Source organism: Streptomyces fragilis (assembly GCF_003112515.1).
In the GTDB taxonomy this organism is placed as follows: domain Bacteria; phylum Actinomycetota; class Actinomycetes; order Streptomycetales; family Streptomycetaceae; genus Streptomyces; species Streptomyces fragilis.
Window position 1 is genome coordinate 1 of record NZ_BEVZ01000015.1, and the last position, 11573, is coordinate 11573.

Annotated in this window: 9 protein-coding genes and 1 pseudogene; 7 read left to right on the forward strand and 3 right to left on the reverse strand. The window is 70.4% G+C overall.

Going from position 1 to position 11573, the window contains the following annotated elements; translation table 11 throughout:
• Positions 1 to 449: 449 nt before the first annotated feature.
• The 3 genes from Sfr03f_RS29780 (at position 450) to Sfr03f_RS29795 (ending at position 4617) form a co-directional block, all read left to right on the forward strand.
• Positions 450 to 983, forward strand: coding sequence for a hypothetical protein (locus Sfr03f_RS29780; protein ID WP_108957339.1), 534 nt, complete (start codon positions 450 to 452; stop codon positions 981 to 983).
• 43 nt (positions 984 to 1026) lie between these two features.
• Positions 1027 to 3702, forward strand: a complete 2676-nt coding sequence (locus tag Sfr03f_RS29785) for a DEAD/DEAH box helicase (RefSeq protein ID WP_108957340.1) — start codon at positions 1027 to 1029, stop codon at positions 3700 to 3702.
• A gap of 531 nt (positions 3703 to 4233) precedes the next feature.
• Entirely contained in the window at positions 4234 to 4617 is a 384-nt protein-coding gene (locus Sfr03f_RS29795) for a peptidase inhibitor family I36 protein (protein WP_108957341.1), read from the forward strand.
• Positions 4618 to 4704: 87 nt separating this feature from the next.
• Here Sfr03f_RS29795 and Sfr03f_RS29800 read toward each other — a convergent pair.
• A pseudogene (locus Sfr03f_RS29800) lies at positions 4705 to 4773 on the reverse strand (MerR family transcriptional regulator); the annotation flags it as partial.
• Between Sfr03f_RS29800 and Sfr03f_RS29805 the strand changes: the two are divergent.
• A complete protein-coding gene (locus Sfr03f_RS29805) occupies positions 4760 to 4936 on the forward strand; it encodes a hypothetical protein (RefSeq protein ID WP_245967839.1) in 177 nt (58 codons plus the stop codon). The pseudogene Sfr03f_RS29800 and the gene Sfr03f_RS29805 overlap by 14 nt on opposite strands.
• A 198-nt stretch (positions 4937 to 5134) precedes the next feature.
• On the opposite strand, the gene Sfr03f_RS30450 is transcribed toward Sfr03f_RS29805, so the two are convergent.
• Positions 5135 to 5365, reverse strand: a complete 231-nt coding sequence (locus Sfr03f_RS30450) for a hypothetical protein (protein WP_159105764.1) — start codon at positions 5363 to 5365, stop codon at positions 5135 to 5137.
• 137 nt (positions 5366 to 5502) lie between these two features.
• Here Sfr03f_RS30450 and Sfr03f_RS30455 point away from each other — a divergent pair, with 137 nt between their 5' ends.
• The 3 genes from Sfr03f_RS30455 (at position 5503) to Sfr03f_RS31580 (ending at position 9954) form a co-directional block, all read left to right on the forward strand.
• Positions 5503 to 5982: a hypothetical protein gene (locus Sfr03f_RS30455; protein WP_159105765.1), complete on the forward strand. Its 480-nt coding sequence runs from the start codon at positions 5503 to 5505 to the stop codon at positions 5980 to 5982.
• 721 nt (positions 5983 to 6703) lie between these two features.
• Positions 6704 to 8035, forward strand: coding sequence for a glycosyltransferase family 4 protein (locus tag Sfr03f_RS29820; protein WP_308216752.1), 1332 nt, complete (start codon positions 6704 to 6706; stop codon positions 8033 to 8035).
• Positions 8032 to 9954, forward strand: coding sequence for an Ig-like domain-containing protein (locus Sfr03f_RS31580; protein ID WP_159105766.1), 1923 nt, complete (start codon positions 8032 to 8034; stop codon positions 9952 to 9954). The genes Sfr03f_RS29820 and Sfr03f_RS31580 overlap by 4 nt, the downstream gene beginning before the upstream one ends.
• Before the next feature lie 344 nt (positions 9955 to 10298).
• Here the strand turns inward: Sfr03f_RS31580 and Sfr03f_RS29840 are convergent, their stop codons facing one another.
• Positions 10299 to 10643 carry an STAS domain-containing protein gene (locus tag Sfr03f_RS29840; RefSeq protein ID WP_159105767.1) on the reverse strand — a complete coding sequence of 115 codons (345 nt, stop codon included), beginning with the start codon at positions 10641 to 10643 and terminating at the stop codon, positions 10299 to 10301.
• Between the last annotated feature and the right edge of the window lie 930 nt (positions 10644 to 11573).

An 11573-nucleotide genomic window follows, 5' to 3' on the forward strand; every position in this document is an offset into this window, starting at 1 on the left:
CCCGCGGAGCGGGTACCACATCGCTGCGCGATGTGCAAGCGAACCCCCGTGCTGCGCACGGGGGTTGCGCTCCCGCTCCGCGAGAGCGCTGGCGGGTGGCTGCGCCACCCGCACAACCCCGATGCTGCGCATCGGGGTTGCCGCTCCGTACGCTGCGCTCCCGAAGCGGCGGGACCCTGTCCCGTTCGGGCTTCCGCTGCGCTGCAACCCGGGCAGGCGGAATCGCTGTGCTCCTCCGCCTGGCGGTCCTTCCGGCTGCGCCTCCAGGACCGTTGGGGCCCGCTGGCGCGGGCCAGGCTGGCTGCGAGAGTGGGGGCTCGTTCGTTTCGGGTTCTGGTGTAGTGGATGCATCAGAAGGATTTAGTATGTACTCTTGGCGAAAATACGGGCCACCCTCAACCACTCGATGCGGGATCAAATGCCCGCGCCTTTCGGAAAAGGGAAAACGCATGTGGAGTGCTCAGGACGTGGCGCGGGATCAGGTCCGGCGTCAGGCGAATGGCCTGGACGTCGCCGCCGTTGCGGAAAAGGTCGCGGAGGCCGCTGTCCGTGAGCGGGAGACCGCGGAGCAGTTGAGGGGCAACGGTTCCTTCTACGCGTTCGAGATGGACCGGGAGCGGTTGGCTGTCATCTGGCTGGCCCAGCACGCCGAGTGGCAGCGCATCAGGGACTTGATGACTGCAGCCGGTTGGAGCGCGTACGAGCCGCAGCAGGATGTTCAGGGATCGGTGTGGGCTCGTGAGCGTGCGGAACAGCTTGCTGGTGTGCTTGAGGCACAGTCCGCCTCCGGGGAGCAGGGGCGGGAGAGAGCGGGCGAGCTGCATGCGGAGGTCTGGCTGTCCGCCGCGTCCAGCCGGCTGCTCCGGTCGGTGGCCTACCGGGCTGGGCTGGCTCCCTCTCAGGTCCTGGCCCAGCTCGCTGAGCGAATCGTGGTGGGCGAGGGCGGTACGGTGTCCGTCCCGCCCTTCACGCCGTCCCAGTGATTCCCGAAGCGAGTGGGAAATAAGTCAGAGGGAGGGCTTGAGAATGCTGGGTATTCAGCTTCGGGAACACCAGGTGGCGCAGAAAACAGCTTTCCGTAGGTGGGTGGGGTTCCCTGCAAGATCATCTGTGCCGTCGGGGGGTGCGCGGGGCACGATCGTGTCCGCGACCGGATCCGGGAAAACGATCACAGCCGCTGCGTGCGCGCTGGAGTGCTTCCCGGGCGGCCGGGTCCTGGTGACCGTGCCCACCCTGGACCTGCTCGTGCAGACCGCCCAGGCGTGGCGGCTGGTGGGCCACCGCGCGCCGATGGTCGCGGTGTGCTCGCTGGAGAGTGACCCGGTTCTGAAGGAGCTGGGGGTGCGCACCACCACCAACCCGATCCAGCTCGCCCTGTGGGCCGGTTCCGGGCCGGTGGTCGTGTTCGCCACGTACGCCTCTCTCGTGGACCGTGAGGGCGTCGACGCACCCGAGCAGCGGAAGGTCCGCGGGCCGCTGGAAGCCGCCCTGGCGGGCGGAGAGCGGCTCTACGGCCAGCGCATGGACGGCTTCGACCTCGCCATCGTGGACGAGGCCCACGGAACCGCCGGCGACCTCGGCCGACCCTGGGCGGCGATCCACGACAACCAGCGGATCCCGGCGGACTTCCGGCTCTACCTGACCGCCACCCCGCGCATCCTCGCCGCGGCCCGCCCGCAGAAGGGCGCGGACGGCCAGGAGGCGGAGCTCGCGACCATGGCCGACGACCCGAACGGTACGTACGGCGCGTGGATTGCGGAGCTCGGTCTGTCGGAGGCGATCGAGCGGGAGATCCTCGCCGGATTCGAGATCGACGTACTGGAGATCCGCGACCCCTCCCCCGTCCTCGGAGAGTCCGAAGAGGCGCGGCGAGGCCGGCGTCTGGCGCTTCTGCAAGCCGCGCTCCTGGAGCACGCCGCCGCGTGGAACCTGCGCACGGTCTTGACCTTCCACCAGAAGGTGGAAGAGGCCGCCGCGTTCGCGGAGAAACTGCCCGAGACCGCGGCCGCGCTGTATGCACGCGATGTCTCGGACGAGGACCTGACCGCCGCCGACAAGCTCCCCGCGTCGTCGATCAACGCCGCCTTCTACGACCTCGAGGCGGGCCGCCACGTACCTCCGGACCGGGTGTGGTCGGCGTGGCTGTGCGGGGACCATCTCGTCACCGAGCGGCGTGAGGTGCTGCGTCAGTTCGCGAACGGCATCGACTCGGCCGGCCGGCGGGCACACCGGGCGTTCCTGGCGAGCTGCCGCGTGCTCGGGGAAGGCGTCGACATCACCGGCGAGCGGGGGGTCGAGGCCGTGTGCTTCGCCGACACCCGCGGCTCACAGGTCGAGATCGTGCAGAACATCGGCCGAGCGCTGCGGCCCAACAAGGACGGCAGCACGAAGACTGCCCGCATCCTCATCCCCGTCTTCCTGGAGCCCGGCGAAGACCCGACCGACATGATCGTCTCCGCCAGCTACAAACCGCTCGTAGCCGTGCTCCAGGGGCTGCGCAGCCATGATGAGCGACTCGTCGAGCAATTGACCTCCCGTGCGCTCACGAGCGGCAAGCGCAAGATCCACGTCCGGCGGGATGAGGACGGGCGGATCGTCGGGGCCAGCGGCGAGAGTGACGGCGAGGACGAGGAGCGCGAAGACGGCTCCGACGTCGCTGCCGCGTCCGCGCTGCTGCACTTCTCCTCACCCCGGGATGCGGCGACCATCGCGGCGTTCCTGCGGACCCGGGTCTACCGGCCGGAGTCGCTGGTGTGGCTCGAGGGCTACCGGGCACTGCTCCGCTGGCGGAAGGAGAACGAGATCACCGGCCTCTACGCCGTTCCCTACGACACCGAGGTCGAAGCCGGGGCCACGAGGGCGTTTCCGCTCGGGCGGTGGGTGCACCAGCAGAGAAAAGCACTGCGGGTCGGAGAGCTGGAGCCGCGCCGCAAGGAACTGCTCGACGCGCCCGAGGCCGGGATGGTCTGGGAACCCGGCGAAGAAGCCTGGGAGAGGAAACTCGCCGCCCTGCGCTCCTACCGGCGCGCCACCGGACACCTCGCACCACGCCAGGACCAGATGTGGGGCGAGAGCGAGATCGAGGGCCTGGTCCCGGTCGGGCAGCACATGGCCAACCTCCGCCGCAAGGGCGGCCTCGGGAAGAACCCGACGCGGGCGGAGCAGCGTGCTGCGCAGCTCGCCGCGATCGACCCCGACTGGAACTGCCCGTGGCCGCTCGACTGGCAGCGGCACTACCGCCACCTCGCGGACCTGGTCGACGCCGACGGCGCCCTGCCCGATATCGCGCCCGGCGTGCTGATGGACGGCGACGACATTGGGCGGTGGCTCCAGCAGCAGCGCAAGCCGGGCATCTGGGCGCGGTTGTCTGCCGAGCAGCAGGAGCGGCTCACCGCGCTGGGCATCACACCGCTGAAGGCTCCGTCTGCCGCCCCGGCAGCCGCTCGTGCGACGAAGGGACCGAACAAGGCGCAGCAGGCATTCCAGCGGGGCCTGGCGGCCCTCACGCAGTGGGTCGAGCGGGAAGGCGCGGACCAGCCCGTGCCGAGGAGCCACAGCGAACAGATCACGGTCGACGGCGAGGCGGAGCCGGTGGTCGTGAAGCTGGGTGTGTGGGTCTCGAACGTTCGCACTAGGCGAGACAAGCTGACCGCGGAGCAGCTCGACACGCTACGGGAGCTGGGCATGCAGTGGGTGAAGTGATCAGGCAGTGGGGGCCACTGTCAATCGGGGGTGAGGGCTGCGGGTGCTGGCCAGTCAGGGTTGCTCGTTGTAGACCGGCGTCGTAGAAGGCGACGTTCGTGAAGGTGGCAGAGGCAGAGGCGTTGAGGTTTCTGTAGAAGGCGAGCTTGCCGCGGCCGAACCCCACGCGCAGCCAGAAGACACCCATGGAGGAAGTGTTTGGGACATGGAGCGGACCTCTGCTTTGTCCCGGGGCTCGTCGCCGACGGCCCGGCGCATTGCGTCGGCGAAGTTGCCCCAACCCCAGTCGAACCTGAGTGTGCAGTTGTCTGATGCGGCCGCGGTAGTTGTCCAGGCGGATCTTCTCCAGGAACGGTTCTCGCCCGCTGGAGAAGACCACGGGCACCGCATTGGAGATTGTGACCTATGTCATCTCCATGAACCACATGTGCGCGGGAACCGTCTTACGGCCGGAGATGCCCTGGAGAAGCGACAGCTAGGACGCGGCGACCATGACCGCGTTGCCACGGGCGACAACGGGAGAGAGCACTCATGAAACTGACAGTCAGGGCCGCAGTAGTAGGAGCAGTCCTCGCCGCCACCGCCGTACTGGCGCCTCCGGCAACCGCGTCGACCGACCCCAAGGACGGGGCGGTGATCCGTTGTTCAGAAGGTAAATTCTGCCTCTTTGACGGCCACAACTTCACCGGGGACGTCCTGCAGCTCGACCGGAAGGAAACCTACTTCATCGGCTGGGAGTGGAACGATCGGGCCAGCTCGGTGTGGAACCGCACCAACGGTCAAGTCTGCATCCACACCGATGCCGACCTCCGCGGCTACTACTTCGACATTCCGGCGGGTGGGCAGCAGGAATTGCTGTTCCTCTACGACAACGCGGTGTCCTCCCTCGAGGTCGGTGGCTGCTCGGGGGCGTGAGACGACTGGTTGACCGAACCCGCCATCCACCCGCACTTCGAGAGGGGATGGCGGGAGTTGGCCGAGTGGCATCCCGCGTGGGGGGGGGCAGGCGGCCTCGATTGAGGTTCCCTGGTCGACGAGGTCGCGGGCGCGGGCGGCGATGCGCAGTTGGTCCGTGGTCGGCGAGATCGATCCGCCGACCACGGATCGTGACTGGCAGCACGTGGTCCCGGCAGTGGTGTCGTACCTGGACTCGATGGCCGGGAGCTGCCGGGTCGGCGGCCTGTCCGCCGACCTCACCATCGCGGAATTGGCCAGGGGGGCGTTGCCCGGGTAGGGGGTGAGGTCCCCGAGGGGGAGGGTGACGAGCCGCTGGAAGACCGCCCGGTGGAGGCCGGGGCGGGTGCGGGGGCGGGAGTCTTGCGGGCCATGGCGGGACTTTCAGGGGCTTGCTGTCGAAGTCGTCCAGCGCCTGCCGCACGAGTTGGAGGATGTAATCACTTGAGGTCATGACAGGACTTCAGGAAGTGTGCGGTCAGCCTCGCAGCGCATCAACCCGGTCGGTGGCCGCCCTCTGGTCGACGAAGCCCGGGTGGCGGCCGGTGCGGTGGTCGCGCAGCGCGCCTGCGAAGGCGACGAGGCGGATCATCAGCAGTGGTGGCTGATCTCGGTGGGTACCGTCGCTGATGGCTGCTTGGTCGACGAGATCGTGAACCGGAGCAGCGGTCTGCTTCTGGGCGTTGAAGCCAACGCCCGTGGTGGTCACGCAGTGCTGGGCGGAGGGCGACCACGGTGGCGGGCAGTGGCAGTTGTTGCCGGTGTGACTAGCTGGGGGCAGAAGCGGCCTCGCCTGCCCTGCCCTCAGCCCTTTCAGCCGGGCGTCACCCGGCCGCAGGTCTGGATTTGCTGCCGCCGCACCTGGTCCGGCTCGGCTTCGACTACGTCCTGGCCGTGGCGGCCGGAGACGACGGCACGGCGGCGCGGTTCACGCCCGAGGTGGGGCAACTGCCGGGACTGCTGCCTGTCATCGCGGATTTGGTCGTCTTCCCCGTGACCGCGCTGTCCGGCGACACCGACCCCTGCACCGACTCCTTCGTCCTGGACGAGGTCGGCGTCCTCTACCTGGCGGCGATCCGCGCGTGGGCGGCGCATGCCCCGCGACCGCCGGACCGGGAGTCGCCCGCACCCTCGCGCACTTCGTGGCCCAGTTCGTCGCCGATGCACCGGCCGACGCCGTCCGGGCTCTGCAGGGGCTGCGCGACGAGCAGGTCGCGGGGGCCCGCACGGTGGTGGGGAATGTGGTGGCTCTGCACCGCTGACCGCACCACCGCACCACCGCACCACCGCACCACCGCACCGGATGGGGGTGCACCGGTGCGGTGAAGCGCACCCACCCAGTGCGTGCCGTGCGGTGGTGCGCGCACCGGTGCGGCCGGCGCGTGGAAGTGGTGCGCACCGGGTGGGCACCATTGGGTCCGCTCAGTGGCTGGCTTCCCGGCCGCGGTGCGGTCCGGGCTGTGGGCGGTGCGCCTGCTGGTCGCCCTCGCGCACCTGGTGCGTCTTCTCGGCATCGCTGTCGCCGCGCCGGTGTCGGGGCACGCCAGAAACGCCACTGGTTACCCACTGGTGGGAGGCCAGCTGGTCAGATGTGCCGCCCTGCCCGGGGCGGTCACAGGGGGGCGTGCGAGGGCTGGCTGTGTGGCGACCCGATGTACCACCCCTCTTCTGAGTGAACCCTGACGGCACCTGTTGTTGCCCGAACGTTTTTCCGGGACCTTCCGGTCCGGGCGCGGGACACACTGACTGCGAAGTTGATCTTCGTGCGGGAGACATTGCGCACGGCACCGGAACGCGGGGCTGGTCCTGCTTCCGGCATGCCGGCGGCTGCGCGGTGCCCGCCCTGGCCCCCACCTTCACCGACCGCTGTCTTCCGCCGTGCCGGCGGCCGGCAGCGGTCGGCGGCCGGTGTTGCGCCCGGGCCGGGTGCTCGCATTTCTCGCACCCTGAGCGGAGGTAGTGCGTGCAGGAGGACAGGGCGGCGCGGCGCCCTCGGCGACCGGCGGCCAGGGCGGCGGCCGGGAGAGGGGCGTCGATCGTTGCCCGGGTGTACGGGTATCCGCCCGACCACAACGCTGGTTCGGAGTGGATGCTGCACTCGATGCTGCGGCCGCTGGCCGAGCGGGGTCACCGGGTGGAGGTGTGGCTGTCGCACCCGGGCAAGTCCGGGAAGGGTTACGAGATCGACGGGGTGCACGTGGTCCCGTTCCAGCAGGGCCTGGAGTTCGCCGCCCGGGCCCGCACCGCCGACGTGCTGGTCTCCCACTACGAGAACGTGCCGCTGGTGGCGGGCCTCGCCCGCGACGCGGACGTGCCGGTGGCGGTGATCTGCCACGACAACTTTCCCGCGAGCTTCCACAATGCGGCCGGCGCCGACCTCGTCGTCTACAACAGCCAGTGGATCCGCCGCGACGGCGAGATCTTCTACTCCGGCTTCCCCGAGGAGTTCCTGCCCCGGCGCAGCATCGTGGTGCGGCCCCCGGTGATCGCGGAGGAGTACCGCACGCGGCCCGGCGACTGTGTGACGCTGGTGAACCTCAACGCGGACAAGGGTGGGGACCTGTTCTGGAACATTGCGGCGTGGATGCCGCAGTGGCGCTTCCTCGGGGTTCGCGGCGCCTACGGCCAGCAGATCGAGCCGCCGCCGCGGATGCCGAACTGCGAGGTCCTTCACTCGGTGCCCGGGCAGCGGATGCGTGAGCACGTCTACAGCCGTTCGAGGGTGATCCTCATGCCCAGCCTGTACGAGTCGTGGGGGCGGGTGGCGATCGAGGCGTTCGCCTCCGGCATCCCCGTGGTCGCCCATCCCACCCCGGGCCTGGTCGAGGCGCTCGGGCAGGCCGGGATCTTCGCCTACCGTGACGACCCCTCCGCCTGGATCGACGCCCTCACCCACCTGAAGGACCCGCAGGTGTGGGCCCGTGCCTCGAAGCGGGCTCTGGCCCGCTCCGACGAACTCAGTGCCACCAGCGACCTCGACGTGTGGTGCGACGCCGTCGAGGACCTGGCGCGCGCCCATCGGCCGCAGGGACCACGCGGACGCGCCGTGGCCGGCCTCGCCGGCGCCGCGTCCGCGGGCGCCCGCAGCCTGCGCGACGGGGCGGCCGCCGGTCTGCCCCGCCTTCCCTCCCTGCGAGCGGCGAGAGATGTCCGGGACGGCCGGTGCGGGCGCGCGGGCCTCGGGCAGAGCCCGGGCCGGCCGGACACGAGTCCGGAATCCGGCGGGGCCGGTGACGGCCGGGCGGCCTGGTCGCACGAATGCGACAAGGGCCTGGAGAAGACCGGCCGCGCCGACGGCACGGTGCGCCGCAGGAGCGCAGCCATCCAGCCACCGACGACCGCTCTGGTCGGTCTCCGACGAAAGGACGCCACTTCATGACCACTCCCACCGCGGGCTACCACTGCGTCAAGCGGTTCACATCCACCGGCAAGGTCCAGGACTTCCGTGTGCCGGACAAGGTGACGTCGCTCGACGTCCGCATGTGGGGCAGCGGAGGCGGCGGAGGCCTGGGCGGAGGAGGCGGCTTCACCTCAGGCGTGGTGACGGTCACGCCGGGTGAGGTGCTGAAGGTCGTCGTGGGCAGCCTGACTTTCGGCGGCGGAGCCAAGAGGGGCGGAGGTCTCTCCGGTCTCTACCGCAGCGCGGACACGCCCCTGCTCATCGCCGGTGGCGGCGGAGCCGGCAACAATGGCAGTCTTGCCGGCGGCCCCGGCGGCGGCACTCGCGGAGGCGACGGAGCAGGCCGTCACGAGGGCTACTCCGGGAAGGCAGCGCGCGGCGCGTCAAGCGCCAAGGGGGGCGCCGGCGCCGCCTGCAACGCCAAGAACGGCGGAGGAGCCGGAGGCGACCTGGGCAAGCCGGGAGGCAGTGGCGGCGGAGTGCTCCCGAAGCCGAAGATGGGCGGAGGCGGCGGCAACGCCTACGCGTCGGACTACCACGGTGGCGGGGGCGGCTACGCGGGCGGCGGAGGGGGAGGCGGCGTCGAAGGGAACAAGAACGCCTACGCCTCCGGCGGAGGCGGCGGATCCGGGTTCGTCGCGACGTCGGGTGTGAGCGGCGGCAAGACGGTGGCCGGCTCCGGAGCGAAGGCCGCGGGCAAGAGCGACCCGCTCTACGAGTCCGGTGTCGGCGACGCCGACAAGGCGGGCCAGGTGGTGCTGCAGTGGCGGCTGCCCGCCGGGGTCCTCAACGCGGTGGCCGGCGAGGACGAGATCGCCGACCAGGAGGAGACCTTCGCCGGCCCGCTGACGGTCAAGGCGCGGGCCGCGGACGGAAAAACCCTGATCACCGGCACACCGGTCACCTTCACCGTGACGCAGGGCGACGCGACGTTCTCCGGGGGAAGCACGTCCGCGACCGCCACCACCGGCGCCGACGGCACGGCCACCGCGCCGGCTGTGGTCGCGGGGACGGCGGTCGGGCCGGTGAAGGTGACCGCCCAGGCCGACACCGCCCAGGTGGTGTTCTCCCTTGAGGTGGTCCCCGCGTTCGAGCTCGCGCCCGGCGGGCCGCCGGACGTGAACCTGCGCGGCGGCGGAGGCGTCGGGTACCCGGGCCTGCGGGTGCTCACCGACAAGGTGATCGGGCCCCTGCCCCTGCAGCGGATCGAAGCGAGCCTGTCGGCCGGTGTGGACCTGCGCTGGGGCACCGCGGCCGCGCCCGACCACCAGCTGACCGTGATCGGCGGCGAAACCTACCCGGGCACACTGTCGGACGACGGGATGACGCTCGTCTTCGACGACGTCGACCTGGCCAAGGCGCCGGGTACGGAGAAGACGGTGTACGTCGCGGCCGGCGCCGGCCACGACGCACCGCTCGCCACCACCGCGGTGACCTTCACCGTAGGCCGCAAGACCTCTCCCTCCACCCCGGTCGTCATCCAGCCGGCCTTCTCCCTCGCCCCCGGCGGCATCCCGGTCGACCTCGCCCGCGACGGCGCGGCGGTGCGCTACCCGGGAGTGGAGGTGGTCAACAACGGGGCGCAGGACATCCCCGCCCGGACCATCACCGTCACCGCTCCCGCCGGTCTGCGTTTCGGCACCACGGGCAACCCCGACCACCAGCTGACCGTCATGGACTCCAGCACCACCATGGTCTCCCACTTCGGCGACCTCTCCGGCGACGGACAGACGCTGACCTTCACCGACGTCAGCCTGCCCATCCCCAACGACCAGGACCGCGCCAACCTCTGGGTGTGCGTCAGCGCCGACCCGACCACCCCCCTCGGACCGACCGGCGTGGACTTCACCGTCGGCCCCTACATGACGTCGCAGTCCACGATCGTCAACATCGTCTGACGCCGGACGCCGACGGCAGCACGCATACCTGCGTGATGCCGCCACGCTCCACAACGCAATCGGCATGCTGGGCTGACCGCGCTGTCCGACGACACCGAACCCTGCGCCGACTCCTTCGTCGTGTGCGACGCCGGCGGGTGCCTGCCGCCAGCGGAAGACGGGGAACTCCCCGCCGTCGTAGGGGTCGACGTCGACCGGGTCGTACGCGTCGTCGCTGTGGCCCTCTCTTCAGACCTGCTAACCAGCGCCGTCAACCTGTGCCTGTGGGCCGGTTGGCTCTCCTGGGGTCCGACCGGGACCAGCGCGACCGGCGATCGAGCAAGAGGTCTCGCCGCTTCGCCGGTTCAAGCGGTCAGGGCGCCGTGGGAGCCGTCCCCAGCCGCAGTGTCCGTCAACAGGGCGGTGGTCTCCGTGATCTGCAGGAGGTACGCGGGCTGCGGCTGAAGTCCGGTGACGGCCAGGCGTCCACCCTTGGACTGGAGGCGCCGACGCAGCAGCACAAGCAGGTTCAGCCCACTGGAGTCCATGAAAGACACGCCCGACAGGTCCACCTGCAACGCGTTGCCGCACAGCGGGACGATGGCTGCGGCCCTCGCCAGCTGAGGACAAGTGTGCATGTCCATCTCCCCGCGCACGGTGATCACGCTGCGGTCCGGGTACTGCTGTGCAAGCACGATGAGATCGCTCACGGTTCGACCCCTTTCGGGGTTGAGCCCATCACGCCCTCCGTGGGGAGAGGGCATCAAGCACGCGGCGTGGGGCCGTGTACAGCCGAGCAAGACAACCCGTACCACGCCCCGGTCACCAACAGATGACCTTCGAGGGCGGCGCGGGGCCCCTCACCAGACCAGGCTGGTTGTCCCCGAAGCGTCGCACACGCGGGTCAGCATCCACCAGCATGTGCTCCCGTGCGCTGTCGGGCTGAAGTGCTCCGGGATTGGTGGAGGCCCTTTGAGGTGGGCAAGCCGCCGTCCGAGGGGCTTGCCCAGGCTCCCGCCGCGCTTACCGGCGGCGCCGCCCGAACAGACTGCGGCTCTTTCCTTCACGTCCGCTTCGGCCGCCCTCGCCGTCTGCCGCGCCGCAGCCTTCTCCGACTGGCGAGGTGCGATGCGCTCAGCTTCCGCCCGGTGGAAGTCGGTCCTCTTTCATCTCCGCCTCGTACAGGTGGTCCCTGCCGTCGGCCGGCTCAAGGAGTGCCTGCGGTGTGATCCGCCGGTTCGGGCGGGCGCGGTCGTGGGAGGCGACCTCCCTCGTCGCGGACGAGGACCGTGCCGGTGAGGCAGGCCGGGTGCCGATGAGGGTGAAGCGGCTGGAGGCAGGGACGCGCGCGGGAGCGCACGTGTGTGGGATCGCGCATGTGCGTGCTGGGGTTGTGCGCTGGTACCGACCGGCGTTCAGGTGGCAACGGGTGCGTACAGGTGTGCGCACGGTGCGGGCGCGGGACGTCTGTATCGGGCCGGCGGTGTGGGTGCGGCGTACGGGAAGGACTGGCGCTGTCTCCTTGCCTGCTCGATTCGGTCGTATCGGGAGGTGGCGTGAGCGGCGGCGGGAATGTCGGTTTGCGGGCCCTGGCGGCGTACGTGAGCCGTCGTACCGCGACGCTCTGCACGGGGGCCGCC

Coding starts and splice junctions, on each gene's coding strand:
- Sfr03f_RS29780 (WP_108957339.1), top strand. CDS start 450: ATGTGGAGTGCTCAGGACGTGGCGCGGGATCAGGTCCGGCGTCAGGCG.
- Sfr03f_RS29785 (WP_108957340.1), top strand. CDS start 1,027: ATGCTGGGTATTCAGCTTCGGGAACACCAGGTGGCGCAGAAAACAGCT.
- Sfr03f_RS29795 (WP_108957341.1), top strand. CDS start 4,234: ATGAAACTGACAGTCAGGGCCGCAGTAGTAGGAGCAGTCCTCGCCGCC.
- Sfr03f_RS29805 (WP_245967839.1), top strand. CDS start 4,760: ATGCGCAGTTGGTCCGTGGTCGGCGAGATCGATCCGCCGACCACGGAT.
- Sfr03f_RS31580 (WP_159105766.1), top strand. CDS start 8,032: ATGACCACTCCCACCGCGGGCTACCACTGCGTCAAGCGGTTCACATCC.